This is a genomic window from Terrabacter sp. 2TAF16 (genome assembly GCF_052115065.1).
Lineage (GTDB): Bacteria > Actinomycetota > Actinomycetes > Actinomycetales > Dermatophilaceae > Terrabacter.
This window is the reverse complement of the sequence record NZ_JBFRFZ010000002.1, coordinates 163288-189931: the sequence shown is the minus strand read 5'-3', so window position 1 is coordinate 189931 and position 26644 is coordinate 163288. Positions and strand designations below refer to the sequence as shown.

Here is a 26644-nt window from a genome sequence, read left to right as displayed (position 1 = left end):
CGGTGTCAGCCGATCGAGTAGTTGGGCGCCTCGACGATGCCCTGGATGTCGTGCGGGTGGCTCTCCTTGAGCGAGGCCGACGTGATGCGCACGAACTGGCCCTTGTCCTGCAGCTCGGGGATCGTGCGCGCGCCGACGTAGAACATCGACTGGCGCAGGCCACCGAGCATCTGGTGGGCGACGGCCGCGAGCGGACCACGGTAGGCCACGCGGCCCTCGATCCCCTCGGGCACGATCTTGTCGTCGGAGTCGACCTCGGCCTGGAAGTAGCGGTCCTTGGAGTAGGACTTCTTGCCCCGGCTGCTCATCGCGCCGAGCGAGCCCATGCCCCGGTAGGCCTTGAACTGCTTGCCGTTGACGAAGATCAGCTCTCCCGGGCTCTCCTCGCAGCCGGCGAGGAGCGAGCCGACCATCACCGAGTCGGCGCCGGCGACGATGGCCTTGGCGATGTCGCCGGAGTACTGGAGGCCACCGTCGGCGATGACCGGCACACCGGCCGGCTTGCACGCCTGGGCGGCGGCGTGGACCGCGGTGACCTGCGGGGCACCCACCCCGGTGACGATGCGCGTCGTGCAGATCGAGCCCGGACCCACGCCGACCTTGACGGCGTCGGCGCCGGCGTCGACGAACGCCTGGGCGCCTTCGCGGGTGGCGACGTTGCCGCCGATGACCTGGACGTGGCGGGTCGCGGGATCGCTCTTGAGGCGCGCGACCATCTCGATGAGCAGGCGCACGTGGCCGTGGGCGGTGTCGGCCACGAGCACGTCGACGCCGGCCTCGATGAGCGTGGTGGCGCGCTCCCACGCGTCGCCGAAGTAGCCGATGGCCGCACCGACCATGAGGCGGCCGTCGGCGTCGTTGCTCGCGTCAGGGAACTGCTCGCCCTTGACGAAGTCCTTGACCGTGATGAGCCCGGCGAGGTGGCCCTCGGAGTCGACGATCGGCAGGCGCTCGCGCTTGTGCTGGCGCAGCAGTGCCGTCGCCTCGTCGCGCCCGATGCCCACCGGGCCGGTGATGAGCGGCATCGGGGTCATGACGTCGCTCACGAGCGTCGTGGCCCACTCGGCGACGGGCGTGAAGCGCAGGTCGCGGTTGGTCACCATGCCGATGAGCTTCTTGTCGTCGCCGATGACCGGCAGACCCGAGACGCGGTACTCGCCGCAGATCGTGTCGAGCTCCTCGAGGGTGCGGTCGGGACCGATGGTGATCGGGTTGGAGATCATCCCGGTCTGGGTCCGCTTGACGAGGTCGACCTGGTAGGCCTGGTCCTGGATCGAGAGGTTGCGGTGGAGGACACCGAGACCACCCTGGCGGGCCATCGCGATGGCCATCCGGGCCTCGGTGACGGTGTCCATCGCCGCCGAGATGAGCGGGGACCGGATCGACAGCTCGCGCGTCAGGCGCGTCGTCGTGTCGATGTCGTTGGGGGCGAGGTCGCTGTAGCCCGGCAGGAGCAGGACGTCGTCGTACGTCAGCCCCATCGAGGCGAAAGCAGCGGGCACGTCAGACGATCCGAGGCTCATTGCCCGATTCTACGGGCTGCCGGGGGTGCGACCGAACGTGCCTCAGAGGGTGGGCACGACGGGCAGCGTGAGGGCGCCGACGACGTTCGCCGTCGTCGAGGCGGCGCCGTCGAGCGTGCCCGACAGGGTGTCGGTGAGGCCCTCGGTGCCGCTGGTGCCGCTGGTGCCGCCGGTGCCGCTGGTGCCGTCGCTCGTGCTGCCGGAGGTGCCGGAGGTGCCGGAGGTGCCGGACGATCCCGATTCGCTCGAGCCGCCCGTGGTTCCGGTCGGGCGCGGACGGACGGGTCCCGTCGGGCGCGTCTTGGACGCCGGGGCCGTGGGGGTGCTCGTGGCGAGCGTGGCCTGCGGGACGACCTCGGACGTGCCCGTCGGGGTGGGAGTCGGCGTGGCCGTCGGCGTCGCGGTCGCCTTCTTCCCGCCCTTGGTGCCGGCGGCAGGCTTCTTGCCGTTGTTCGTCGCCCGCGGCGTGCCGGTCTGGCCCCCGCCGGCCGCGGTGCCGCCCTGCGGGTTGCCGACCTGGCCCTTGCCAACCTGACCCTTGCCGACCTGACCGTTGCCGACCTGGCCCTTGCCGACCTGACCGTTCGCGACCGGACGACCGCCCGCCGCACCGGCGACGGCGCCGGGCATGCCGTTGATCCCCGCAGCAGCCGCGCGGCCCTGGGCGACGACCACCGCGGCGGGCAGCAGCACGATCGTGCCGTCCTCGGCGCGCGCGAGGACGAGTCCCTTGGCCTCGGTGGTGCCCGAGGTCTGCGGGAGGCCGAGTCGCGCGAGCAGCGCGCTGGGGCTGTCGCTCCGGGCGCTCTCGTCCATCTTCCTGACGATGCGGGCGCGGTCGGCCTGGCTCGGACCGTTGGTCGGGAGCGTGACGGCCGCCGCGACCCCGGCGCCGGACGCTGCGACCGCGAGGGCGGCGAAGGCCCCGAGGTAGCGGTGCTTGTTGGCGATCCGTCGGCGCCCGGTGCGCGAGGGCAGCGGGGTGTCGGCGTGGGCCGCGAGGGCACCGAGCAACGTGGCGACCGGCTCGGACCCGGCGTCCACGCGGCCGGCGAGGCGGTCGAGCAGCAGGTCGTCGGCGATGAGGTCGCTCAGGGGAGACAGGTCGTTCACGCGACGTCACCCGCCCCGGCCTCGGCGACCATCGCGCGTAGCCTCGTCAGAGCCCGGTGCTGGGCGACGCGGATCGCGCCGGCGGACATGCCGAGCGCGGCCGCGGTCTCGTCGGTGCTCATGCCGACGGCGACGCGCAGCGTGAGGATCTCGCGCTGCGCGCTGGGCAGCTGCTGCATGAGGGCCATCGCCGTGGCGGCGTCGTCGCGCATGACGGCGACGGACTCGGGCGACGGACCGTCGTCGGGTCCGTCGGGGACGTCGGCGACGGGTGAGGGTCCGCGCATCGCGGCACGCTGGGCGTCGGCGAGCTTGCGGGAGGTGATGGTGTAGACGAACGCCTCGAAGGGCAGCCCGCGCTCCTGGTAGGTCGGCAGGGCGGTCACGACGGCCATGCACACCTCCTGAGCGACGTCCTGGGCTGTGTCCTCGGCGCCGAAGCGGCCGAGGCGGACGCGGGAGTACCGCAGGGCCATGTCCCTGACGCGCGCCAGCAGCACGTCGCGCGCGTTGTCGTCACGCGCGGCGAGGGCCACGAGCTCACGAAGCGATGGAGCGTCCATCCGCTCCATCGCACCAACGCCGCCGGGTGTTACGCCGGCGTGCGTGGACCAACCAAGACCCATGTGAGTCCTCGTCCCCCCGAACTGCTGTCTGTGCAGGCGACGCCTTCGTCTGCGCCGCCGTCGGTGCTCGCCCAGAGCGGGGCCATGGTAGTGCGAACGGACCCCTCGGGACGAGTTCGGATGGTCGGATCCGCCTCCTTGGACGAGCATGCCATCCAGATGGCAATTCTTGAACAAGTCCTTAAGATTCCGCTCTTTATCCGTGATCGCGTGCCCGGTTAGCGTCGATTCCGCGGCCCCGCGACCCACCACACGCACCGAGCGGGCCGGTACGACACGGCGGGCACCCCCGCCCGACCGAGAGACGAGTTCATGGCCGAGATCACCCGCCTGCCCGGACCGGTAGCCGACCTCTGGGACTGGCAGCTGGACGGGGCCTGCCGAGGCGTCAGCCCCGAGGTCTTCTTCCACCCCGAGGGCGAGCGCGGACCACGCCGTCGCAACCGGGACGCCCAGGCCAAGGCCGTGTGCGCCGCCTGTCCCGTCGTGGCCCAGTGCCGCTCGCACGCCCTCGAGGTCCGCGAGCCGTACGGCGTCTGGGGCGGGCTGACCGAGGCCGAGCGCGAGGTCCTCTACGACGGCATCCAGGAGGCTTCCTGACCGTCTGACGGTCGCCGGCACACGCCGCCGACGACCGACGCAGCCGCTCGACCGGACCGCGAGACACGACGGGGTCGCGGAGGTCGAGACGCAGCGAGGGCCGCTCCCCGTCGGGGAGCGGCCCTCGCTGTCGTGCCGGGGCGTGGGACCAGGGCCCGTGAAGGACCCCGGTCGTATGCCGTGTCGCGCGGTCGGTCAGTGACCGTGACCGTGGCCGTGACCGCCGGCCGCCGGCTCCTCGTCCTCGGGCTTGTCGACGACGAGCGTGTCGGTCGTGAGGATCATCGACGCGATGGACTCGGCGTTGCGCAACGCGGAACGGGTGACCTTGACCGGGTCGATGACGCCCGCGGCGATGAGGTCGCCGTACTCGCCCGTCGCCGCGTTGAGGCCCTGGCCGATGGGCAGCTCGGCCACCTTGGAGGTGACGACGTAGCCCTGGAGGCCGGCGTTCTCGGCGATCCAGCGCAGCGGCTCGGCGACGGCCTTGCGCACGATGGACGCGCCAGTGGCCTCGTCACCGGTCAGCTCGAGGGCGTCGATGGCCGACGCGGCGTGGATGAGGGCGGTGCCGCCACCGGCGACGATGCCCTCCTCGATGGCCGCGCGGGTCGCCGAGATGGCGTCCTCGATGCGGTGCTTCTTCTCCTTGAGCTCGACCTCGGTGTGCGCGCCGACCTTGATGACGCAGACGCCACCGGCAAGCTTGGCGAGGCGCTCCTGGAGCTTCTCGCGGTCCCAGTCGGAGTCGGTGCGCTCGATCTCGGCCTTGATCTGGTGGACGCGGCCGGAGACCTCGCCCTCCTCGCCGTTGCCGTCGATGATCGTCGTGTTGTCCTTGGTGAGGACGACGCGGCGGGCCTGGCCGAGGACGGTCAGGTCGGCCTGGTCGAGGCTGAGGCCGACCTCGGGCGCGATGACCTGGCCACCGGTGAGGATGGCGATGTCCTGGAGCATGGCCTTGCGGCGGTCGCCGAAGCCGGGGGCCTTGACGGCCGCGACGTTGAAGGTGCCGCGGATCTTGTTGACGACGAGCGTCGAGAGGGCCTCGCCGTCGACGTCCTCGGCGATGATGAGCAGCGGCTTGCCGGACTGCACGACCTTCTCGAGGACCGGGAGCACCTCGGCGACCGAGGAGATCTTGCCCTGGTTGATGAGCACGTAGGCGTCCTCGAGGACGGTCTCCATGCGCTCGGTGTCGGTGACGAAGTACGCCGAGAGGTAGCCCTTGTCGAACTGCATGCCCTCGGTGAACTCGAGCTCGGTCGCCGTCGTCGACGACTCCTCGACGGTGATGACGCCGTCCTTGCCGACCTTGTCGAACGCCTCGCCGATGAGGCCACCGAGGGTGGCGTCCTGGGCGGAGAGCGTGGCCACGGAGGCGATCTCGTCCTTGCCGTCGACCTCGCGGGCGTTCTCGAGGAGGCGGTCGTTGACCGCGGTCACGGCCTTGTCCATGCCGCGCTTGAGCGCGGCCGGGGCGGCACCCGCGGCGACGTTGCGCAGGCCCTCCTTGACCATGGCCTGGGCGAGCACGGTCGCGGTCGTCGTGCCGTCACCGGCGACGTCGTTGGTCTTGGTCGCGACCTCCTTGGCGAGCTGGGCGCCGAGGTTCTCGTAGGGGTCCTCGAGCTCGATCTCGCGGGCGATGGTCACGCCGTCGTTCGTGATCGTGGGGGCGCCCCACTTCTTGTCGATGACGACGTTGCGGCCCTTCGGGCCGAGCGTCACCTTGACGGCGTTGGCGAGCGCGTCAACGCCGCGCTCGAGCGACTTGCGGGCGGAGTCGTCGAACTCCAGCTGCTTGGCCATGGTGTTCCTTTGGCTCGGGTTGCTTTGTGGTTCTTGGGAATCCGGGCATCTGCGAGCATGCCCGGTCAAACGAGACGCACCCCGGGGAGACCCCAGCGGGGCTCACCGGGGTGCGGTCACGGCATACGGCTGGGTCAGCCGACGATGGCGAGGACGTCGCGGGCCGAGAGGATCAGGAACTCCTCGCCGCCGTACTTGACCTCGGTGCCGCCGTACTTGCTGTAGATGACCTTGTCGCCGACCTTGACGTCGAGCGGGACGCGCTCGGTGCCGGTGTCGTTGAAGCGGCCGGGGCCGACAGCGAGGACCTCGCCCTCCTGGGGCTTCTCCTTGGCCGTGTCCGGGATGACGAGGCCGGAAGCAGTGGTCTGCTCGGCCTCGAGGGACTTGACGACGATGCGGTCTTCGAGCGGCTTGATGGAAACCGACACGGTGGTGACCTTCCCTTCGGGACAGTCGGAAAACTGACTACGGACTGTGGGCTCTTCGAGGCTGGCCGCCGTCGCGGGGGTCGACCTCCCTCGATGAGGGTGCTGGCACTTTCAGGTCGAGAGTGCCAACAAGATGAAATCTAGGTTTGTCATTAGCACTCGGTCAAGTCGAGTGCCAGATTCGTCGGCGCGCCGCGGCCCGGACGGGCGCACCCACCGGCGCTGGCAGGATGAGGCCATGGATGCCGCCATGGTCGATCGCCTCGCCGCAGGTGAGGGCTGGGCCCTGCTCCAGTCGCTGCCTCCCTACGACGAGGACGGCTCGCTGCACCTGCAGGGCCGGCTGCGCGAGGCGGGCTTCGCGGCCGACCTCGTCGCGGCCGCGATGACCCAGTCGCGGCTGCGCTCGCGGGGCACCGAGAAGTTCGGCGACTTCGCCGCCGGCATGCTCTTCACCTCCGACGGGCTCGAGCAGTCGACCCGCCTCGCCATCGCCGCACGGCACGCGCACCGGTATGCCGCCGCCGGGGTCCGCGACGTCTACGACCTCGGGTGCGGGCTGGGCGCCGACGCCATGGCGTTCGCCGGGCTGGACCTGACAGTTCACGCGGTCGACGCCGACGACACGACCGCCCGCGTCGCCGCGGTCAACCTGCGTCACTGGCCGTCAGCCCGGGTGACGCACGGGCTCGCCGAGGACGTACGCCTGCCGCAGGGCGAGGGGCGACGGCACCTCGGGCTGTGGCTCGACCCGGCCCGCCGCGTCACCGGCGTGGCCGACATCAGCGGGCGCACGAAGCGCGTCTTCTCGCTCGACGCGATCTCGCCGTCGTGGTCACAGGTGCTCGACTTCGCGGCGCAGGTGCCGGCGACGGGGGCCAAGCTCTCCCCCGCGTTCCCGCACGGCTCGGTCCCGTCGGGGGCGGAGGCGCAGTGGACGTCGTGGCACGGCGAGGTGCTCGAGTGCGCAGTCTGGTGGGGACCGCTCGTCGCGACCGCCGGACGGACCGCCGCCGTGTGCACCGAGACCTCGACCTCCGTCGTCACGGATCAGGATGCGGTCGACGGCGGCCAGAGGCCCGGCCTCGGGTCGGTGACCGACATCGGCGAGTGGCTCTACGAGCCGGACCGGGCCGTCATCCGGGCCGGGCTCACGGGGGCGCTCGTGGCGGCCGTCGACGGCGCCGAGCTCGCGACGGGCGTCGGCTACGTCTCGAGCGGCGTCGCGCGCGAGCTGCCGTGGGCGCGACGCTTCCGGGTCGTCGAGGCGATGCCCCTGTCGACGAAGCGCCTCGCCCGCTGGCTGCGCGATCACGGCCACGACCGGGTCACCATCAAGAAGCGCGGCGTGACCCTCGACGCCGACCTGCTGCGCCGGCAGCTGAAGATGACCGGCCGGGGCAAGGGTGGCTCCGAGGCGACGCTCGTCCTGACACGCGTCGGCGGCGGCCAGGTCGCCCTCGTCGTCACCCCCGCCTGACCGGCAGCCCCGGCTGACCGGCGCCCCAGGCTGCCAAAGCGACCGCCACCGCTCGCAACGGGAGCGGTGGCGGGCGTCCGTCTCCGACGTGGCGTTCCAGCGTCAGCGGCCCGCCGCCGATGCCGCTCCCGGCAACGGACGCCTCGTCGCTCCTCGACCGAGCGCGACGGCCGCCACGGGCTTCAGGCGATGGCGGCGTAGAGCGCGTGCAGGGCGCTCCACGTGGCGTCCCAGTCCGCCATCGCAGCATCCGCGACGTCCGACTCCAGGCGACGCACGTAGGTGTCCCAGCCCGCGGCATACCCCGCTGCCTGGACGCCGCTGAGCCGCTCGTGCCGCAGGTGCAGGCGGGCGCCCTCCCCGTCGGCGATGACCTCGGCGGTGACGACCGACCGCACGTCGCCGATCGGCCACTCCCAGACGAGCCGGTTCGGCGCCTCGCACACCACCACGCGGCACACCGGGGTGTCGGCGTCGTCGAAGTGGATGGTGAAGTCGCCACCGGGTCGCAGCTCCCCCTGGACGGGGGCGAACCAACGCGCGAGGCGGTCGGGCTCGGTGCACGCCCGCCAGAGGTCGTCGGGCGACGTCGCGTAGTGCCGGTCGAAGACGACCGCCACCTCCTCGCCGTCGCGCTCGATCCGGCCCAGCACCTGCGTCAGCTCGCTCATCGGTGTCCCTGTCCCTGTCGTCGGGCCCGCGCGCCGCGGGCGATCTCGGTGTCGAGGGCGTCGAGGCGCTGCCCCCAGAACGAGCGGACCTCACGGCACCACTGCTCGACCTCGTCGAGGGCGCCCGGCGTCAGCCGGTAGACGCGCCGTTGGCCGGCCGCCTCCGCCTCGACGACGCCTGCCTCGCGCAGCACCCGCAGGTGCCTCGAGATCCCGGGCCGCGAGGCGTCGAAGAGCGCCGCGACCTCGCCGGCCGTCAGCTCCCCACGGGCGAGGTGCTCGACGATGGTCCGCCGCGTCGGGTCGGTCAGTGCTTCCCAGGTCCCGCTCACGAGCACAGAGTAAGTCGCTCGTTACGTAACACACAAGGTACGCCTTGCGGCTCAGAGCGCGGCGTCCGGCTGGGCCCCGACCCAGCGCACGGCGGCCGCGCCGGCCGCGTTGGCCGCCTCGAGGGCGGCCTGACGGTCCGCTCCCACGGCGAGCGCCGCCGCGAGCGCCCCGCAGAACGCGTCCCCGGCACCGACCGTGTCACCGAGGTCGCGCTTCGCCACGGGTATGCCGTCCACGCCGTCCATCCCCCAGCGCGCGCCCGCTGCCCCGAAGGTCACGAGCAGCGACTCCGGCACGAGGTCGGAGTCGGCGAGGTCGCGCATCTCCGACTCGTTGACGACGACCGGGTCGGCGAGCGCGATGACGTCGGGCGGCAGTGCGGCATACGGTGCGAGGTTGAGGACGACCCGGGCTCCCGCGGCGTGGGCCGCGCGAGCGGCATCGGCCACCGTCGCGAGGTCGACCTCGAGCGAGCAGAGCAGCACGTCGTCGGGTCCGAGCCCTCCGGCCTGCTCGACGAGCGCCCGATCACACTCACCGTTGGCGCCGGCCACGACGATGATCGAGTTCTCGCCCTGCTCGTCGACGGTGATGAAGGCCGTGCCGGTCGGGGCGCTTCCGCTCGTCGACACCGCTGCGGTGTCGATGCCGAGACCGGCGAGGCGGTCGAGGTAGGCCCGGCCGGGTCCGTCGTCGCCGACCCGGGCGAGCATCGAGACGGCGGCCCCGGCCCGAGCGGCAGCCGCGGCCTGGTTGCCACCCTTGCCACCGGCATATGTGCCCCCTGCCTCACCGAGGAGGGTCTCCCCGGGCACCGGGTGCCGCTCGACGAGGATGACGACGTCGACGTTGAGCGAGCCGAGGACCGCGACGCGGCCCATCAGCGCTCGCCCGCCCGACCGAGCACGGTGTCGGCCCAGAGCCGTGCGTAGCGGGGACCGTCGACCTCGAGCGCCACGTCGACGCGCACCGGCGCCTCGCCGTGCGGGTCGTGGGCCATGTCGCCGCTCCAGTCACGCCGGTCGACGATGGTGCGTCCCCGTGACCACGTGCCGGCGAGCTCGACGCGCAGCGGCAGCGGTTCGGTCCGGATCCCGGCCCGGTCGATGACGACGCAGACGGCGCCGGCGTCACCGATGGTCGACGCCGGCCGGTCGAAGCGGGCGTTCTGGAAGCGGATCAGGCTGCCCGCGAGCTCGGCGGGCCCCCGACCACCGACGGCGACGAGCTCGTCGGCCAGCTCGCCCGACACGACCGGCTCGTAGAAGACGTCGAGGCCGTACATCGTCACCGGGATGCCGAGGTCGGCCGCGGCGTCGAGTGCGATCGCCGCCGCCTCGGGGTCGTGGAAGACGTTGAACTCCGCCGACGCCGTCGCGTTGCCGACGTTGGCGGCGCCGCCCATGAAGACGATCTCGGAGATGCCCGACACGACGTCCGGATAGGTCCGCAGCAGCAGGGCGATGTTCGTCAGCGGCGCCAGGGGCACGAGCGTGATCGGCCGGTCCTCCGCCGCGGCCTCACGGCAGACGTCCCGGAGCAGCTCCACGGCGTGGCGCGGGTCGGCCTTCATGGCGGCGGGCGGCCAGTGCAGGTCGCCCATGCCGTCGTCCCCGTGCACGTGGCGGGCGTCGACGGGCGGCTCCAGCAGGGGGCGCTCGGCACCACGGGCCACCGGGACGTCGGTGCGTCCTGCGGTCTCGAGGACGAGCAGCGTGTTGCGCACGACGTCGTCGACGGGGGCGTTGCCCCCGACGCACGACACGGCGCGCAGGTCGAGGGCCGGGTGCAGGGCGGCGAGGAGCAGGGCGCACGCGTCGTCGACTCCGGTGTCGACGTCGAGCACGATGGGGGTGGGTTCGGTCGTCACAGCGGCAACGTACCGGTCGGGTGGCGCCGCGGCCCCGCTGGGGACGACCGGCGTCCGAGGATAGGCTCGAACGATGCGCCCGAGCCACAGCCGACGCCGCCCGTCCATCGCCCGGGGGGCCGTCCTCGCGGTCGCCGTGACGTCCCTCGTGACCGCCTGCTCCTCCGCCCCGCCGGCAGCCGGGCCCACCGCGACGGGCACCACGACCGTCCCCTCCACCTCGGCATCGAGCGCGCCCACGACGGTCCCGTCGACGAGCGCCACCCCGTCGACGACGACCACTCCCGCCGCCACGACCAGCACACCGTCGACGCCCTCCTCGTGCGCACCGGCGATCGTCGCCGGCATGGACGACGACGAACGCGCGGGGCAGCTGCTCATGGTCGGCCTCGACAACGGGGCGAGCCGCACGAGCCTCGACGCTCTCGTGGCCCGGCGCCACCTCGGCGGGGTCATCCTGCTCGGCGGCTGGGACGGCGGCACCGAACGCGTCCGCGCGACGACCCGACACCTCGCGGCGCTCGCCTCGAAGGAGGACACCGCGGGCCTCGGCCTGCTCGTCGCCGCCGACCAGGAGGGCGGGGCCGTGCAGCAACTGCGTGGCGACGGCTTCAGCCGCATGCCGTCCGCCCGCGTTCAGGACCAGGGCTCGGCCAGCGCCCTCACCGCCGACGCCACCCGGTGGGCCGACCAACTGCGCACCGCGGGCATCAACGTCAACCTCGCGCCGGTCGCCGACACGGTGCCGACGTCGATCGGGCGCGACAACGGGCCGATCGGTCAGTACGACCGTCAGTTCTCGAGCGACCCAGAGCGCAACGCGCGCATGGTCGGTGCCTTCATCGCCGGCATGCGCGCGGGTGGCATCGCCTCGACCGTCAAGCACTTCCCCGGCCTCGGCCGCATCACCGGCAACACCGACGTCACGTCACGCGGCATCACCGACCGCACGACGACCGTCGACGACCCCTACCTCGAGCCGTTCCGCACCGGCATCCAGGACGGCGTCGAGCTCGTCATGGTCGGCTCGGCCATCTACAGCCGCATCGACCCGGGCACCAACGCCGTCTTCTCGAGGCCGATCGTCACCGACCTGCTCCGCGACCGGCTCTCCTACGACGGGGTCGTCATCACCGACGACGTCGGCGCTGCGAAGGCCGTCGCCGACGTGCCCGTCGGGGCGCGCGCCACCCGCTTCATCGAGGCCGGTGGTGACATCACCCTGACCGCCCGCCCTGCCACGGTGCCCGCCATGCACGACGCCATCACGAAGAAGATGAACGCGAGCCCCGCCTTCGCGAAGCAGGTCCAGACCGCCGCGACGAGAGTCGTCGACCTCAAGCTCAGGATGGGCCTGGCCCGCTGCCCGTAGGCCCAGACAGCAACACCCAGACCGCGTCCCCGACCCAGTCACCAGCCCCACCGAACCCCACCCTCCCAGCGTGAGCCGACGACCAAGGGTGGGTGCAGATCAGCTGCAGCCGGTCACACCCCGCCAGCACGAGAGGGCCTCGGGCGGGTCCAGGAGGCGCACGCAGGGTGCGCAGTACAACAGGCCGGGAGGTGGGCAGCCGTTCGTCCGCGCGGCATCGAAGGCGGCACCGTGTCCCTGCAAGGCCACGTGCCCGCATACGCCGCCTTCGCTCCACGCCGCGCGGGCGAGCGGGTGCCCGCCGACACCACGTCGCGGGCGCAGCGCCCACGACCCAGCCACGCGGGCCGGGACGTCACCTACGCCTGGACGAGAGTGACCGGCATCGAGGAGTCAGTGGGAAGTCCGAGGTCGCTGGGCTCGCGCCCCTTCGCCACCATCTGCGCCCCGAGAGCCGCGACCATCGCCCCGTTGTCGGTGCAGAGTCCGGGGCGCGGGACGCGAAGAGTGACACCGGCCTTGGCGCACCGCTCCTCGGCGAGCGCGCGCAGGCGCGAGTTCGCCGCGACCCCGCCGCCGATGAGCAGGTGGTCGACGTCGTGCTCCTTGCAGGCGAGCAGGGCCTTGCGGGTGAGGACGTCGACGACGGCCTCCTGGAAGCTGGCGGCGACGTCCGCGACCGGCACGGCCTCGCCGGCGCGCTGTCGCGTCTCGACCCACCGCGCGACGGCGGTCTTGAGCCCCGAGAAGGAGAAGTCGAAGCGGTGCCGCTCCATGTCGCGCCCGGTGGTGAGCCCTCGTGGGAAGTCGATGGCGATCCGGTTGCCTTCTCGCGCAGCGCGATCCACGTGCGGCCCTCCGGGGAAGGGCAGTCCGAGCACGCGCGCGACCTTGTCGAAGGCCTCACCGGCGGCGTCGTCCATCGTCGAGCCGAGCGAGCGGACGTCGTTGGTGACGTCGGGCACGAGGAGCAGCGAGGAGTGCCCGCCGGAGACGAGCATCGCCATCGTCGGCTCGGGCAGCGGCCCGTGCTCGACGATGTCGACGGCGACGTGCGAGGCGAGGTGGTTGACGCCGTAGATCGGCTTGCCGAGGGCGAGCGCCAGGGCCTTGGCCGAGGCGACGCCGACGAGCAGCGCACCCGCGAGACCGGGACCCGAGGTCACCGAGATGGCGTCGAGGTCACGGAGCTGGACGCCCGCCTCACGACACGCGCGCTCGATCGTCGGCACGATGGCCTCGAGGTGGGCGCGGCTCGCGACCTCGGGCACGACGCCACCGAAGCGGGCGTGCTCCTCGACGCTGCTCGCGACGGTGTCGACGAGGAGCGTCTGGCCGCGCACGATGCCGACACCGGTCTCGTCGCAGGACGTCTCGATGCCGAGGACGAGGGGCTCGTCGCTCATGCGTCTCCCTTCGTGACGAGGAGGCGCATGACGAGCGCGTCCACGTTGCCTGGTTGGTAGTAGCGGCTGCGCACCGAGATGACCTCGAAGCCGGCGCGGTCGTAGAGGCGCCGCGCCGCGTCGTTGTCGGCGCGCACCTCGAGCAGCACCGCGTCCACCCCTCGCAGCGTCGCCCGGCGGACGAGCTCGTCGAGCAGGACCCGCCCCGTGCCCCGGCCCTGGTGGCCGGGGCTGGTGGCGATGGTCATGACGTCGGCGACGTCCCCCGCGACGTCGAGGCCGGCATACCCGGCGATCGTGCCGTCGGGCGTCGTGGCGACGACGTAGTCGCGACGCGGGCGCCCGGCGAGCTCGCTCCACCACGTGGCCTCGGACCACGCGTCGTCGGCGAAGAGCTGCTGCTCGAGCGTCGCGAGGTGGGCGAGGTCGGTCCACTCGAGGTCGCGCAGCACGACCTCCTCGCCGGGGTGCGTGTGCGGCTGCGCCACGGTCATCCGAGGGTCGACTTCGTCGAGGGCGGCGCGGGTGCCGCGTCGGGTCGACGCAGGTAGAGCGGCTCGAGCCCGTCGAAGCCGTGGCCGGGATCGACCCCCTGCAGCTCACCGGAGGCCGGTGCGGTCTCGCCCAGTCGGCGCACCGCGAGGTCGGCGAGCGCTCCCCCGCTGACGTCGAGCGGTGCCACGGCGCGCGGGAGCGCCTCGGCGTAGAGGGAGGGACCACGACCTGCGGTCGGCAGGGCGCGGGTCGCGGCCGGCAGGTCGGCCGCGCGGGACACTGCGGGCTCGGTCACGCGGTCGGCGCGGTGGTCCCCGAGGACGTACGCGGCGGCATACACCTCCTTGCGGCGGGCGTCGGTCGCGACGAGCAGGTCACCGCGCCGGCCCCCCAGCCACGCCTCGTGCGCGATGGCGTCGAGACTCGTCAGGCCGCGCACGGGAAGGCCGAGCGCGAAGGCGAAGGTGCGACCGGTGACGATTCCGACACGCAGGCCGGTGAACGGGCCCGGGCCGATGCCGACGACGACGTCGGTGACGTCGCCGGGCTCTGCGCCGGCCGAGGCGAGCGCGTCGCGGATGTTGGGGGCGAGGTGCTCGGCGTGCGCCCGGGCGTCGAGCGTCGAGACCTCCGCAACGACCGAGGTGCCGTCGTGCAGGCCGACGGCGATGGCGGTCGTGGAGGTGTCGATCGCGAGCAGGAGCACGTCGGTCAGGCTATCCGAGCACCCGCCGGGTCCCCGAACCCGCACGCGCATGCCGTCCGCCCGGCTCACGCGGACGGGTCAGGTCAGGTCGGGTCGGGTCGCCGGCGCCACGGCCTCGAGGACGTCGTCCCACCGTTCGCCCACTCCCACCAGCCGCGCCGTGCGCACGTCGTCACCGGTGACCGTCAGCTCGAGCCGCGTGTCGCTCAGCTGCTCGGCGAGACCTGCGCCCCACTCGACGACCGTGACACTCGCGTCGAGGTCGGCGTCGAGGTCGAGGTCGTCGAGCTCGAGGGCGCTGCCGAGGCGGTAGGCGTCGACGTGGACGAGCAGCGGGCCGCCGACGAGCGACGGGTGCACCCGCGCGATGACGAAGGTCGGCGACGTGATCGGCCCGCGCACCCCGAGCCCCTCGGCGATGCCCTGGGTCAGGGTCGTCTTGCCGGCACCGAGGTCGCCGGTGAGGACGAGGACGTCGCCACCGCGCAGCAGGGCGCCGAGCCGTCGGCCGAAGTCCTGGGTGTCGTCAGTGGTGGCCCAGCGCACCTGGCGCTCCACCTGGTCACGCCCCCTTGGTGCGCGCCTGCTTGCCGCGGCCGGACCGGACGAGCTCGGCGGCCTCCTTCTCGAGGCGGCGCTGGCGGCGGTTCTTGGCGACGTCGGTGACGATGCGGCGCACCCGCGGCTGCTGGGCGACGTCGATCTGCTCGGCTCGCGCCCGCGCCGACTGGTCGACGAGCTGGACGAGGTGCGCGTTGAGCAGGTCGGGGTGCTCGAGCATGATGACGTGCCCGGCGTCGTTGACGACGATGTGCTCTGCGCCCGGGATGCCCTCGACGATGAGCTCGCTGTGCGACGGCGGCGTGAGGATGTCGTCGCGCCCGTTGAAGACGAGGACGACGGCGTGCCGGAACTCGAGCAGCGCGGGCCGCTTGTCGAAGCCGTCGAACGTCTGGAGGTAGTCGTTGACGACGTCGAGGGGCGTGCTGAGGAGGATGTCGCTCGTGTAGCGCACGACGGAGCGCGGCACCGGCGAGGCGAACGAGTTCTGCTCGACCATGAAGTGCTCGATGTCTCGGCCGACGCGTCGGATCCGGGTGAAGAGCTCGGGCCGGTGGCTCAGCGGGCCGAGCACGCCCGGTCCGAGGCGCTCGAGCATGAGGCGGCCGAGGGTCGCGGTGCGCCCGCCGTTGGCGAGCATGATGCCCCCCGGGCTCGTCGCGACGAAGGCGGCGCCGACGACCCGGTCGACGACCAGGCGCGGGTGATGCTCGCCGAGCGCGAGCATCGTCATGCCGCCCATCGAGTGGCCGACGAGGACGATGTCGCCCTCGGGCACGAGCTCTCTGATGACGGTGTGGAGGTCCTGACCGAGCCGGTCGATCGTGTAGCTGTCCTTCTCGCCGCGTCCCGAGCGGCCGTGGCCGCGCTGGTCCCAGCTGACGACGCGGTAGCCGGCCTCCTTGAGGGCCCGGCGTTGGTAGACCCAGCAGCGCAGGCTGAGGCAGTAGCCGTGGGTCAGCACGATGGTGGGCAGCTCGTCGGGACGGCCGTGGCGGGTGGTGCCGGCCGCGGCCGCGGCGGCTGCGGCCGCGGCCGGGAGGTCGATCTCGACGTGGAGCGGGACGCCGTCGTCGGTGAGGACGACGTGCTCCTCGTCGGGGGTGATCTCGAGCAGCTCTGGGGTCTCGAGAGCGGCCATCGCCGCGCGGTGCTTGCCCGCACGGTCGGCGGCGATGCCGGCCGCCACACCCGCGGCGACACCGAGGGTCGCGGCGGCGATGCCGATGACGGGGTTGCGACGCGGGCTCATGCGTCGGCCTCCGAGCCGCCGACGTAGAGCCTCGGCACGCGGGCCCCGAGCCGCGTCACGATCTCGTAGCTGATGGTGTCGGTCGCGTCGGCCCACTCCTGAGCTGTCGGCTCGCCCGGGGCGCCACCGAAGAGCGTGACGACGTCACCGGCCTGCGCCGTGGACCCCGGTCCGAGGTCGACGACGAACTGGTCCATGCAGACGCGCCCGGCGATGGTGGTGCGCCGGCCGTCGACGAGGAGCGGCCCGACGTTGGTCGCGTTGCGGGGGACGCCGTCGGCGTAGCCGGCGGGCACGAGCCCGACGACGGTGTCGACGTCCGGGACGTACGCGTGGCCGTAGCTGATCCCCTGTCCCGCGGGGAGCGCCTTGACGAGGGCGAGGCGCGCGCGGAGGGTCATGACCGGACGCAGCCCGAAGTCGTCGTCGACCTGGGGCACCGGCGTCAGGCCGTACATCGCGATCCCGGGGCGCACGAGGTCGGCGTGCGCCGACGGGTGCACGAGCGTCGCGGCTGAGTTCGCGAGGTGGCGCAGCTCGGGTCGCAGGCCGGCCTGCTCGGCCTCGGTGACGGCCTCGAAGAAGCGCTCCTGCTGCGCGAGGACCGTGGGGTGCTCGGGCGAGTCGGCGTGGGCGAAGTGGGTCCACACCCCGACGACCGAGACGGCACCCTCCTCCTCGAGGTGACGCGCGTGCTGGACGAGCGTGGTCCAGTCCCCGCCGTAGGCTCCCCCGCGCCCGAGGCCGGTGTCGACCTTGAGGTGCACACGGGCGACGCTCCCGAGCGCGGACGCGGCGGCCGCGATCTCGTCGAGGACCCAGGGCGCCGAGGCCGAGAGGTCGATGTCGCGTCGGATGGCGCCGCCGACGTCCGATCCGGGCACCGTGAGCCACGTCAGCAGCGGCGTCGTGAGGCCCGCGTCGCGCAGCGCGAACGCCTCGGCGAGCTGGGCCGCGCCGAGCCAGGTGGCGCCGCCGCGCACCGCTGCACGCGCGACGGGCAGCAGGCCGTGCCCGTAGGCGTCCGCCTTGACGACGGCCATGAACTGGGAGCCGGGAGCGAGGGCGCGCAGCGTGCGCACGTTGGCCTCGAGCGCGCCGAGGTCGATCTCGGCCCACACCGTCAGGCCGTGGGTCTCCGGCGCGGCGGGGCGTGCGGCCGCCGTGGGCGTCGCGGTCCGCTCGGCGTCGGAGGCGTCGATCTGGCTCATCGGTTCAGTCTCGCAGTTCGTGTGGGAGGTCCGGGTGCAGGGCCACGCGTGCAGGGCGCGCGGGCCGGCTCAGCCGGGCGCGGACCGTCCCCGGGCCAGCAGGTCGCGCACCGTCGGTCGTATGCCGTGGGCCACCGCGAGCGCCCGCAACGGGCCGCCGCCGGAGACCCGGTCGGCGGTGACGCCGTGGACGAGCGCGCCGAGCGACGCCGCGTCGAGCGGGGACAGCCCCGCCGCGAGCAGGGCCCCGATGACGCCGGAGAGCACGTCACCGGCTCCGGCCGTGGCGAGCCACGGCGGCGCATCGGCCTGGGAACGCACGGGCAGGTCGCCGTGGCTGACGACGAGCGTCGTGGCTCCCTTGAGCAGCACGGTGCCGCCGATGAGCCCGGCGAGGTCGCGGGCGGAGCGCAGTGGCTCGGCCTGGACGTCGGCGGCGGTGATCTCGAGCTCGCCTGGCTCGGCGCCGGGCCGGACCATCCGTGCCAGCAGCCGGCCGAGCTCTCCCGCGTGCGGTGTGACCACGGTCGGCGCGCCGCGCCACCCCTCGATGAGGTCGAGCCCGCCCGCGTCGATGACGACGGGCAGGTCGGAGGCAAGGGCGGCCCGGGCCACCGCCACCTGGGACTGCGCCTCCGGGTCGGTGCTCTCGACGTCGAGGCCCGGGCCGATGACCCAGGCCTGGACCCGACCGTCGCCCATGACCGCCTCGGGCACGGCCTGGTGCACGAGACCCACCGGGGTCGGCGTGCCGACGTAGCGGAGCATCCCGACGCCGGCCTCGGCAGCCGACGTCGCGCACAGCACGGCTGCGCCGGGGTAGGCCTCGCTCCCTGCCACGACGCCGAGGACGCCGCGGGAGTACTTGTCGTCACCCCGTCCGGGCACGGGCCACAGCTCGGCGACGTCGTCCCAGGTCAGGCGCTCGACGGCCGCAGGCACCTCGTCGACGTCGATCCCGATGTCGACGACCGTGAGCCGGCCGGTCGCGGCCTCTCCCGCCGGGAGCAGGTGCACGGGCTTCGGGGTGCCGAAGGTGACGGTCTCGTCGGCCCAGACGGCGTCGTCCTCGCCGGACTCACCCGTGGGGTCGAGCCCGCTGGCGAGGTCGACGGCGAGCACCCATGCGTCGTCGTCCACCGCGTCCACGAGGTGAGCGGCTTCGGGCCGGAGGCCGGGGCGACCACCGATGCCGACGATGCCGTCGAGCACGAGGTCGGCCTCGGCGACGACGTCGGCGGCAGCGGCCGGGTCGTCGGCGGCGACGTGGACCATGACACCGGCTGCCTCGGCGGCCTCGAGGCCTCCCGGGTGGACGCCCGCACGGCCCGAGGCCGGCACGAGCACCACGGCGCAGGCGAAACCCGACTCCGCGAGGTGGGCGACGGCATACAACGTGTCGCCGCCGTTGTCGCCGGCGCCGATCAGCCCGACGACGGTCGTGCCCTCGACGTCGGCGAGGCGGGCCACCGCGACCTCGGCGAGCCCGAGGGCCGCCCGGGACATGAGCTCACCCTCGGGGAGCTGCGCCTGGGCGGCGGCCTCGGCGGTGCGGACCGCGTCGACGGAGTGCGCGCGGATCATCAGCCCTCCGCGATGACAACGGCCGACGCCACGCCGGCGTCGTGCGACAGGGACACGTGGAAGGAGTCGACGCCGAGGTCGTTGGCCCGCGCGAGCACGGTGCCGCCGATCTCGAGCGTGGGGCGGCCGTCGTCGTTCGTCACGACCCGGGCATCGGTCCAGTGCAGGCCCACGGGCGCACCGAGCGACTTGGCGAGCGCCTCCTTCGCGGCGAACCGCGCCGCGAGCGAGGCGATGCCGAGGTGGCGCTCCTCGAGCGTGAAGAGCCGCTCGCGCAGCGCCGGGGTGCGCTCGAGGGTGGACTCGAAACGCGCGATGTCGACGACGTCGATCCCGACCCCGACGATCACGTCACTCGACCGTGACCGACTTGGCGAGGTTGCGCGGCTGGTCGACGTCGAGGCCCTTGGCCGTCGAGAGCCACAGCGCGAAGACCTGGAGCGGCACGACGGTGAGCAGCGGCGCGAGCAGTGACGACGTCGCGGGCACCCGGATGACCTCGTCGGCGAAGGGCTCGACGGAGTCGTCGCCCTCCTCGGCGATCACGAGGGTGCGGGCGCCGCGCGCGCGGACCTCCTGGATGTTGCTGACGACCTTGCCGTGCAGGCCGTGCTCGCTCGTCGGCGACGGCACGACGACGAAGACGGGCTGGCCGGGCTCGATGAGCGCGATCGGGCCGTGCTTCAGCTCGCCGGCCGCGAAGCCCTCGGCGTGGATGTAGGCGAGCTCCTTGAGCTTGAGCGCGCCCTCCATGGCGATCGGGTAGCCGACGTGGCGCCCGAGGAAGAGGACCGAGCGGGTGTCGGCCATGAACTTGGCGATCTCCTTGACGCGGCCCATCTGGCCGAGCAGGGTCTCGATCTTGGCGGGGACGCCGCTCAGCTCCTTCATGACCGACTGCGCGTCGTCGGCGAACGAGCCGCCGCGCAGCTGCGCGAGGTAGAGACCGAGGACGTAGCAGGCGGTGATCTGGGCGAGGAACGCCTTGGTCGAGGCCACCGCGATCTCGGGGCCCGCGTGCGTGTAGAGCACGGCGTCGGACTCGCGCGGGATCGTCGAGCCGTGCGTGTTGCACACCGAGACCGTGATGGCACCGAGCTCGCGGGCGTGCTTGACGGCCATGAGGGTGTCCATCGTCTCGCCGGACTGGCTGATCGAGACGACGAGGGTGCGCTCGTTGACGATGGGGTCGCAGTAGCGGAACTCGTGGGCGAGGGCGACCTCGACGGGGATGCGCGTCCAGTGCTCGATGGCGTACTTCGCGACCATGCCGGCGTACGCGGCGGTGCCACAGGCCACGATCGTGATGCGGTCGATGGAGCGGAGCTGCTCCTCGGAGATGCTCATCTCGTCGAGGACGAGCCGACCCTCGGCGTCGGTGCGCCCGAGGAGCGTGTCGGCGACGGCGTGCGGCTGGTCGTGGATCTCCTTCTCCATGAACGTCGCGTAGCCGCCCTTCTCGGCAGCCGCGGCGTCCCACGTGACCTCGTACGCTTTGCCCTCGGCGGGCGTACCGTCGAAGTTGATGACACTGGCACCCTCGGGCGTGATCGTGACGATCTGGTCCTGGGCGAGCTCGAGCGCATGGCGCGTGTGACCGATGAAGGCCGCGACGTCGGAGCCGAGGTAGTTGGCGTCGTCACCGAGGCCGACGACGAGCGGGCTGTTGCGGCGGGCGCCGACGACGACACCGGGCTGGTCGGCGTGGATCGCGAGGAGCGTGAACGCGCCCTCGAGCTCGGCGACGACGGCGCGCATGGCGTCGGTCAGGTCCTGCTCGCGCTCGTAGGCGGCGGCGACGAGGTGGGCGACGACCTCGGTGTCGGTCTCGCTCGTGAACTCGACGCCGTCGGACAGCAGGCCCTTCTTCAGGCTGTGGAAGTTCTCGATGATGCCGTTGTGGATGAGGGCGAGCTTGCCGTCCTTGCCACCGCGGTGCGGGTGGGCGTTCTGGTCGGTGGGGCCGCCGTGCGTGGCCCAGCGGGTGTGGCCGATGCCGGTCGTCGACGACGGCATCGGGTCGGCCTCGAGCTCGGCCGTCAGGTTGGCCAGCTTGCCCGACTTCTTGCGCGTCTCGACGTGGTCTCCGTCGATGAGCGCCACGCCGGCCGAGTCGTAGCCGCGGTACTCCAGACGCGCCAGACCCTCCATGACGACGTCGAGCGCCGTTCCGTCGTCGGTCCGCCCGACGTATCCCACGATTCCGCACATGGGGTCCAGCCTAAGGGACCGTCCGGGGGCCCAATGCCACCCCCGGCGGTGGCGTCCGCAAGAATGTCGCTCGTGTCGGAGCCATCCAGCGGTACCGGCGGGAACGGCGGCAACGGCGCCAACGGGACCGCGATCCCGTCGCCGTACGTCGAGTTCGACCGGGCCGCGTGGTCCCGGTTGCGCGAGAACCACCCCCTCAACCTCGACGACGCCGACCTCGCGCGACTGCGCGGCCTCGGTGACCGCGTCGACCTCAACGAGGTCGAGGAGGTCTACCTCCCGCTCTCGCGCCTGCTCAACTTCTACGTGGGGGCCACCCGCCAGCTCCACCAGGTGACGAGCGACTTCCTCGGCGAGCGCCCGGCCAAGACGCCGTTCGTCATCGGCGTCGCGGGCTCGGTCGCCGTCGGCAAGTCGACGACGGCCCGCATCCTGCGCGAGATGCTGGCCCGCTGGCCCGACACGCCGCGCGTTGCGCTCGTCACGACCGACGGCTTCCTCTTCCCCAATGCCGAGCTCGAGCGCCGGGGCATCCTGCAGCGCAAGGGCTTCCCCGAGTCCTACGACCGTCGTGCCCTGCTCCGCTTCGTCGCCGAGATCAAGTCCGGCCGGGCCGAGGTCACGGCCCCCGTCTACTCGCACCTGACCTACGACATCGTCCCGGGCGAGCGCATCGTCGTGCGCCAACCCGACGTGCTCATCGTCGAGGGCCTCAACGTGCTCCAGGCGCCGGAGGTGCACCCCGTGCGAGGGACCGGTCTCGCGGTCAGTGACTTCTTCGACTTCTCGGTCTACGTCGACGCGTGGGTCGACGACGTGCGCAAGTGGTACGTCGAACGCTTCCTGCGGCTGCGCGAGACGGCGTTCTCGGACCCCGACTCGTACTTCCACCGGTATGCGGTGCTGTCCGACGACGAGGCGGTCGCGACCGCCAACCGGATCTGGCGCGAGATCAACGGCCCGAACCTCGTCGAGAACATCCTCCCGACGCGCTCACGGGCGAGCCTCGTGCTGTCCAAGGGCGACAACCACGAGGTACGCCGGGTGCGGCTCCGCAAGATCTGACCGACGGCCCTGGCCGCAGCCTCGGGGCGCCCTGCCCACGACGCACGTTGCCGTGTGGCGCGCTCCCGCTGGGAGCCGGCCACACGGCATACGGCTGGGTCAGGTCAGTACCAGTGCGGCGAGCGCGCCTGCCACGTGGACCAGGCGTTGCACGGGTTGCCGTAGGACATCTCGATGTACCAGAGACCCCACTTGATCTGGGTCAGCGGGTTGGTGCGGTAGTCGGCACCGAACTGCGACATCTTGCGGGCGGGCAGGGACTGCGGGATGCCGTACGCGCCCGAGCTGGGGTTCTCGGCGAACCAGCGCCAGTCGCTCTCGCCGGTCCAGAGGTTGACGAGGCAGTTGTACTGCGCGTCGCTCGTCCAGCCGTGGTCGGCCATGAGGACGCGGGCGGCGGCCTGCGGGTCGTCCTTGGCGTTGTCGATGGCGCGCTGGCGCTCCTTGGCGCGCTCGGCCTTGGCCGCCTCCTCGCGGGCCAGGACGGCCTGCTTGGCGGCTTCCTTCTTCTTCTTGGCCTCGAGCTCCTTGGCCGTGCGCAGGCCGGTGGCCGCGATGGCGGTGCGGCGCTCGTTGCGCGAGACGGAGGCGGCGGCGCGGTAGGTCGTGTCGACCGTCGAGGCGCGGGCCAGCTCGTCGGTCTGGGCGACGACGCCGCTGCCGACGACGAACGCGGCCGCGTCGGCGCCGATGAGGTTCGTGGCCTTGGCGTAGGCGAACCCCGAGGCGCCGAGACCGAGGGCGAGTGCGCCGGCGAGGATCGGTCGGCCGACGTGACGCCGGCGCGCCGAGGGCTTGTGGTGTCGGCTGCTGCGGGTTCCGTGCGGCTGGGCCGACGACGAGCGGCGGGCGTCGGGGCCCGCAGCGGTCTTGGCGGAGGCGGCGCGGTCAGCGGCCGGGGTGACGGGGATGGCACGCGTCGGGTCGAAGGCCCGGCGGGCCCCCTGGGTCGCACCCTTCGCGTCTGGCGCACCTGACGCGACTGCCGCGCCGGTCGAGCCGTGGCTCACCGGGCGGGGGCTGCGGGGGACGGCCGGAGCCGTCTCGGGGTGGACGCGGCCGGACCGCGCCGAGGGTGTGGCGGGGTTCGGGCGCGGAGCGGTCGAGGGAGCCGGTGCGTTGCGGTGCCGGCCTTCATACCGTGCCATGAACAGACGTCACGCCTTCCTGTGTCGAGGGGAGTGCCCGGCGCGCGCGTCTGCGGGCGCTGGCCCGTCGACGGCTGCGCCCGACGTGTGATGGTGACCCGGCCGGTTGCGCTCACACCCCGAGGCGAGCGTTACCGTTCCGAGATCTTTCAACCTCACACGGTGCCATTCGACCGCCCCGCGGGGCAAGTCGGCATCCACCGTCGAGGGGTGCTCCAAGGGTCGTGGCGAGTGGCCCAGCGCACAGCGTCCCCGAGCTGCGTGCTCGGGGAGCGCCGTGCGGTCTGTGACTCAGGTCACATCTCGAGACCTTCGAGCATGTCGGTGACGAGCGCCGCGATCGGGCTGCGCTCGCTCCGCGTCAGCGTGACGTGGGCGAAGAGCGGGTGCCCCTTGAGCTTCTCGATGACGGCGGCCACGCCGTCGTGCCGTCCGACGCGCAGGTTGTCACGCTGGGCCACGTCGTGGGTCAGCACGACCTTGCTGTTCTGGCCGATGCGCGACAGGACGGTGAGGAGCACGTTGCGCTCGAGCGACTGGGCCTCGTCGACGATGACGAACGCGTCGTGGAGCGAGCGTCCGCGGATGTGCGTCAGCGGCAGGACCTCGAGCAGGCCGCGGTCCATGATCTCCTCGACGACCTCCGTCGAGACGAGCGCCCCCAGGGTGTCGAAGACAGCCTGGCCCCACGGGTTCATCTTCTCCTGCTCGGTGCCGGGCAGGTAGCCGAGCTCCTGGCCACCGACGGCGAAGAGCGGGCGGAAGACGAGGACCTTGCGCTGGGCCCGGCGCTCCATGACCGACTCGAGGCCCGCACAGAGCGCCAGGGCCGACTTGCCGGTGCCGGCCCGACCGCCGAGGCTGACGATGCCCACATCGGGGTCGAGGAGCAGGTCGAGGGCGATCCGCTGCTCGGCGCTGCGGCCGTGCAGGCCGAACGCGTCACGGTCGCCGCGCACGAGCCGGATCTGCTTGTCGGCGCCGACCCGCCCCAGGCCGCTTCCCCGCGGCGAGAGCAGGACGAGACCGGTGTGGCACGGCAGCTCGGCGGCGCCGGCGTGCTCGATGCGGCCACGGTCGTAGAGCTGGTCTAGCTCCTCGCTGCTGACCTCGAGCTCCTGCAGCCCGGTCCAGCCCGAGTCGATGCCCTGCTCGTGGCGGTACTCCTCCGCCTCGAGACCGCAGGCCGAGGCCTTGACGCGCATCGGGAGGTCCTTGGACACGATGGTGACGTCGGCGCCCTCGTTGGCGAGGTTGCGGGCCACCGCGAGGATCCGGGTGTCGTTGTCGCCGAGGCGGAAGCCCGCCGGCAGCGAGGACGGGTCGGTGTGGTTGAGCTCGACGCGCAGTGTCCCGCCGTCGGTGCCGACGGCGACCGGCTTGTCGAGCCGGCCCTCGCTGACGCGCAGGTCGTCGAGCAGGCGCAGGGCCTGGCGGGCGAAGTAGCCGAGCTCGGGGTGGTGCCGCTTGCCCTCGAGCTCGGTCACCACGACGACCGGCAGGACGACCTCGTGCTCGGCGAAGCGGAGCATGGCCCGGGGATCGGACAGGAGCACCGACGTGTCGAGGACGTACGTCTTGTGCTCGGGCTCGCGTTCGCGGGCCGTCGTGCGCGTGGAGGCGCGAGTCGTGGCGCGTGTGGAGGCCGCGGCCGGCTTGGTGTTCGTGCTGGCGGGGTCCGACGTGACCTGACGGGTCGTACGAGCCATGTGCCACTCCCTACGCGGCGCGCGTCGCGCGCCTAATCGCTCCCGAGATGCCGGGCGGTGACCACCAGAGGGTGGCGCACTGCCCGACCCTCCGTCCTGAGCGATCGCTCCATGGGTGGGCCTCCTGGCAACGTCCGACGGGTGTCGGCCGTTGGGACGACGGTACGACCCGGAGGCGACGGCGACGGGGATTGAGTGACGTCGTGTCGTCGTGTCGCCGCAGAGTTCACGTGGGCGTCACACACCGGTCGCCGCCGGCCCCGGTCGTGGACCGGGACCGACGGCGAGGTGGCGCACTCGGGTGCTCGCGCCGAGGTCGACGCGACGGGGCGTCAGGCCCAAGGAGAGCGGCCCATGACGCGGACGTACTCACGCTTCCAGCGCCAGCGCACGGCGGCGATGGCCATGCCGATGACGCCGAGGCCGCCGAAGATCGCGAGGATGAGGTAGGCGACGCCCATGGCGCCCTCGGCGCCCTCGTCGGCACCCTTCTTGACCATGGAGAAGAAGATGACGCCGACGACCGTGAAGGCGAGGAAGAAGAGGAACATCAGCGCGGGCTCACGGATCTTGAGCGTGAGCAGCCCGCGCTCCTGACTGACGTAGGAGAACGGCTCCTTCGGCGGGGTCTGCCCGGTCGGATCGGTCTGGCGGGGCGTCGGGGCGCTCATGCGTCGACCTTCTCGGTGTAGAGGGCGGACACGGCAGCCTGGAGGCCCTCGGCGTCGACGACCCCGCCCGTGCCGGTGCCCGGCCCGGCGACGTCGGTCAGCGCCTCGAAGTCGGTGCCGGAGCGGCGGATCGCGAGGTTGGTGCTGCCCTCGAGGGTCTGCACCTCGAGGAAGACGCCGGACTCGGCGTTCGCCGCGAACCGCTCGCGCACGAGCCCGGTCACGAGGGCACCGGTGTTGCCGTCGCGCTCGCCGAGGCGGATGAACCACGATGCGAGCTGGCGCGGCTGCATCAGGGCGATCACGGTGTCGGACTCGACGAGGATCGCGAAGTCGGCCTGGCTGACGTTCTCACCCACGAGCCCGATGCGCGTCCACCGCGTGGCCGCGCCCACGGCGTACTCGACGAGGGCGGCGTTCGAGCGCGACTGCGGCGTGCCCTCGTCGCTGACCGTGAGCCAGCCGCGAGACGCGAGGCTCGAGGCGCCGGCGAGCAGGGCAGCGTCGTCGGCCGCACGGGGGTCGAGCATGAGCAGGCGGCGTGAGCGCTCACCGGCCGGGGTCTCGTGGCGGGCCATCAGGTAGGCGAGCTCGGCGGCTCCCAGCCCGAAGACGTCCTCAGGGAGCTCGAAGCCCTCGAGCGGGGTGCCCTTCATCGGGTCAGCCATGGTTCTCCTCGGTCGTGGTCTGTGTGTCGTTCGCGGGATGGTCGTGCGGCCGGCGCGTGGGCCCTGTCGTCACGTCAACGATGCCGGGTGCCCCGGGGTTTCGCCTCCCGGGGCCCTCGGGACCGG

26 protein-coding genes are annotated in these 26644 nt (G+C 72.6%); 4 read left to right on the top strand and 22 right to left on the bottom strand.

Features of this window, described 5'->3' with window-relative positions:
* Positions 1 to 5: 5 nt before the first annotated feature.
* Genes guaB through AB4Z14_RS03055 form a run of 3 tightly spaced genes read right to left on the bottom strand, consistent with a single transcriptional unit; the run spans position 6 to position 3199 of the window.
* Complete coding sequence (gene guaB, locus AB4Z14_RS03065) at positions 6 to 1523, bottom strand: IMP dehydrogenase (RefSeq protein ID WP_442273877.1); 1518 nt, start codon at positions 1521 to 1523, stop codon at positions 6 to 8.
* Between the two features lie 42 nt (positions 1524 to 1565).
* Complete coding sequence (locus AB4Z14_RS03060; protein ID WP_442273876.1) at positions 1566 to 2636, bottom strand: hypothetical protein; 1071 nt, start codon at positions 2634 to 2636, stop codon at positions 1566 to 1568.
* Complete coding sequence (locus tag AB4Z14_RS03055) at positions 2633 to 3199, bottom strand: sigma-70 family RNA polymerase sigma factor (protein ID WP_442273875.1); 567 nt, start codon at positions 3197 to 3199, stop codon at positions 2633 to 2635. The genes AB4Z14_RS03060 and AB4Z14_RS03055 overlap by 4 nt, the downstream gene beginning before the upstream one ends.
* Before the next feature lie 375 nt (positions 3200 to 3574).
* On the opposite strand from AB4Z14_RS03055, the gene AB4Z14_RS03050 reads away from it, so the two are divergent.
* On the top strand, positions 3575 to 3862 hold the full coding sequence (locus tag AB4Z14_RS03050) for a WhiB family transcriptional regulator (RefSeq protein ID WP_020144864.1): 288 nt from the start codon (positions 3575 to 3577) through the stop codon (positions 3860 to 3862).
* 195 nt (positions 3863 to 4057) lie between these two features.
* Here the strand turns inward: AB4Z14_RS03050 and groL are convergent, their stop codons facing one another.
* On the bottom strand, positions 4058 to 5674 hold the full coding sequence (gene groL / locus AB4Z14_RS03045; RefSeq protein ID WP_056778228.1) for a chaperonin GroEL: 1617 nt from the start codon (positions 5672 to 5674) through the stop codon (positions 4058 to 4060).
* A gap of 134 nt (positions 5675 to 5808) precedes the next feature.
* On the bottom strand, positions 5809 to 6105 hold the full coding sequence (gene groES, locus AB4Z14_RS03040) for a co-chaperone GroES (RefSeq protein WP_020144866.1): 297 nt from the start codon (positions 6103 to 6105) through the stop codon (positions 5809 to 5811).
* A gap of 238 nt (positions 6106 to 6343) precedes the next feature.
* On the opposite strand from groES, the gene AB4Z14_RS03035 reads away from it, so the two are divergent.
* The gene (locus AB4Z14_RS03035) at positions 6344 to 7585 is read left to right on the top strand and encodes a THUMP-like domain-containing protein (protein WP_442273874.1); all 1242 of its coding nucleotides are present in this window, start codon (positions 6344 to 6346) and stop codon (positions 7583 to 7585) included.
* Positions 7586 to 7767: 182 nt separating this feature from the next.
* Here AB4Z14_RS03035 and AB4Z14_RS03030 read toward each other — a convergent pair whose 3' ends face one another.
* Genes AB4Z14_RS03030 through AB4Z14_RS03015 form a run of 4 tightly spaced genes read right to left on the bottom strand, consistent with a single transcriptional unit; the run spans position 7768 to position 10807 of the window.
* Positions 7768 to 8256, bottom strand: coding sequence for an SRPBCC family protein (locus AB4Z14_RS03030; RefSeq protein ID WP_442273873.1), 489 nt, complete (start codon positions 8254 to 8256; stop codon positions 7768 to 7770).
* A complete protein-coding gene (locus tag AB4Z14_RS03025) occupies positions 8253 to 8588 on the bottom strand; it encodes a metalloregulator ArsR/SmtB family transcription factor (RefSeq protein WP_442273872.1) in 336 nt (111 codons plus the stop codon). Before AB4Z14_RS03025 ends, AB4Z14_RS03030 begins: the two co-directional genes overlap by 4 nt.
* Before the next feature lie 51 nt (positions 8589 to 8639).
* Positions 8640 to 9470, bottom strand: a complete 831-nt coding sequence (locus tag AB4Z14_RS03020) for a PfkB family carbohydrate kinase (RefSeq protein WP_442273871.1) — start codon at positions 9468 to 9470, stop codon at positions 8640 to 8642.
* Positions 9470 to 10807: a nucleoside hydrolase gene (locus AB4Z14_RS03015; RefSeq protein ID WP_442273870.1), complete on the bottom strand. Its 1338-nt coding sequence runs from the start codon at positions 10805 to 10807 to the stop codon at positions 9470 to 9472. The genes AB4Z14_RS03020 and AB4Z14_RS03015 overlap by 1 nt, the downstream gene beginning before the upstream one ends.
* Here AB4Z14_RS03015 and AB4Z14_RS03010 point away from each other — a divergent pair.
* Positions 10806 to 11831, top strand: coding sequence for a glycoside hydrolase family 3 N-terminal domain-containing protein (locus AB4Z14_RS03010; protein ID WP_442273869.1), 1026 nt, complete (start codon positions 10806 to 10808; stop codon positions 11829 to 11831). The two genes, AB4Z14_RS03015 and AB4Z14_RS03010, sit on opposite strands and share 2 nt — an antisense overlap.
* Before the next feature lie 359 nt (positions 11832 to 12190).
* Here AB4Z14_RS03010 and tsaD read toward each other — a convergent pair whose 3' ends face one another.
* The 9 genes from tsaD to glmS form a co-directional block, all read right to left on the bottom strand.
* Entirely contained in the window at positions 12191 to 13237 is a 1047-nt protein-coding gene (gene tsaD, locus AB4Z14_RS03005) for a tRNA (adenosine(37)-N6)-threonylcarbamoyltransferase complex transferase subunit TsaD (protein WP_442273868.1), read from the bottom strand.
* Positions 13234 to 13731, bottom strand: a complete 498-nt coding sequence (gene rimI, locus AB4Z14_RS03000; RefSeq protein WP_442273867.1) for a ribosomal protein S18-alanine N-acetyltransferase — start codon at positions 13729 to 13731, stop codon at positions 13234 to 13236. The genes tsaD and rimI overlap by 4 nt, the downstream gene beginning before the upstream one ends.
* On the bottom strand, positions 13728 to 14438 hold the full coding sequence (tsaB, locus tag AB4Z14_RS02995) for a tRNA (adenosine(37)-N6)-threonylcarbamoyltransferase complex dimerization subunit type 1 TsaB (protein ID WP_442273866.1): 711 nt from the start codon (positions 14436 to 14438) through the stop codon (positions 13728 to 13730). Before tsaB ends, rimI begins: the two co-directional genes overlap by 4 nt.
* A gap of 78 nt (positions 14439 to 14516) precedes the next feature.
* The gene (tsaE, locus tag AB4Z14_RS02990; RefSeq protein WP_442273865.1) at positions 14517 to 14996 is read right to left on the bottom strand and encodes a tRNA (adenosine(37)-N6)-threonylcarbamoyltransferase complex ATPase subunit type 1 TsaE; all 480 of its coding nucleotides are present in this window, start codon (positions 14994 to 14996) and stop codon (positions 14517 to 14519) included.
* 4 nt (positions 14997 to 15000) lie between these two features.
* A complete protein-coding gene (locus AB4Z14_RS02985; protein WP_442273864.1) occupies positions 15001 to 16251 on the bottom strand; it encodes an alpha/beta fold hydrolase in 1251 nt (416 codons plus the stop codon).
* On the bottom strand, positions 16248 to 17462 hold the full coding sequence (alr, locus tag AB4Z14_RS02980; protein WP_442273863.1) for an alanine racemase: 1215 nt from the start codon (positions 17460 to 17462) through the stop codon (positions 16248 to 16250). Before alr ends, AB4Z14_RS02985 begins: the two co-directional genes overlap by 4 nt.
* Positions 17463 to 17531: 69 nt before the next feature.
* Positions 17532 to 19046 carry a bifunctional ADP-dependent NAD(P)H-hydrate dehydratase/NAD(P)H-hydrate epimerase gene (locus AB4Z14_RS02975; protein WP_442273862.1) on the bottom strand — a complete coding sequence of 505 codons (1515 nt, stop codon included), beginning with the start codon at positions 19044 to 19046 and terminating at the stop codon, positions 17532 to 17534.
* Complete coding sequence (locus AB4Z14_RS02970) at positions 19046 to 19396, bottom strand: holo-ACP synthase (protein WP_056778198.1); 351 nt, start codon at positions 19394 to 19396, stop codon at positions 19046 to 19048. Before AB4Z14_RS02970 ends, AB4Z14_RS02975 begins: the two co-directional genes overlap by 1 nt.
* Before the next feature lies 1 nt (position 19397).
* Complete coding sequence (glmS, locus tag AB4Z14_RS02965) at positions 19398 to 21257, bottom strand: glutamine--fructose-6-phosphate transaminase (isomerizing) (protein WP_442273861.1); 1860 nt, start codon at positions 21255 to 21257, stop codon at positions 19398 to 19400.
* Positions 21258 to 21320: 63 nt separating this feature from the next.
* Here glmS and coaA point away from each other — a divergent pair, with 63 nt between their 5' ends.
* Complete coding sequence (gene coaA / locus AB4Z14_RS02960) at positions 21321 to 22322, top strand: type I pantothenate kinase (protein ID WP_435986839.1); 1002 nt, start codon at positions 21321 to 21323, stop codon at positions 22320 to 22322.
* A 104-nt stretch (positions 22323 to 22426) separates the two neighbouring features.
* Here coaA and AB4Z14_RS02955 read toward each other — a convergent pair whose 3' ends face one another.
* The 4 genes from AB4Z14_RS02955 to AB4Z14_RS02940 form a co-directional block, all read right to left on the bottom strand.
* Positions 22427 to 23332, bottom strand: a complete 906-nt coding sequence (locus tag AB4Z14_RS02955) for a lytic transglycosylase domain-containing protein (protein ID WP_442273860.1) — start codon at positions 23330 to 23332, stop codon at positions 22427 to 22429.
* Between the two features lie 434 nt (positions 23333 to 23766).
* A complete protein-coding gene (locus AB4Z14_RS02950) occupies positions 23767 to 25002 on the bottom strand; it encodes a PhoH family protein (RefSeq protein WP_442274018.1) in 1236 nt (411 codons plus the stop codon).
* A 509-nt stretch (positions 25003 to 25511) separates the two neighbouring features.
* Positions 25512 to 25850: a hypothetical protein gene (locus AB4Z14_RS02945; RefSeq protein ID WP_442273859.1), complete on the bottom strand. Its 339-nt coding sequence runs from the start codon at positions 25848 to 25850 to the stop codon at positions 25512 to 25514.
* The gene (locus tag AB4Z14_RS02940; protein ID WP_442273858.1) at positions 25847 to 26518 is read right to left on the bottom strand and encodes a hypothetical protein; all 672 of its coding nucleotides are present in this window, start codon (positions 26516 to 26518) and stop codon (positions 25847 to 25849) included. Before AB4Z14_RS02940 ends, AB4Z14_RS02945 begins: the two co-directional genes overlap by 4 nt.
* Positions 26519 to 26644 lie beyond the last annotated feature (126 nt).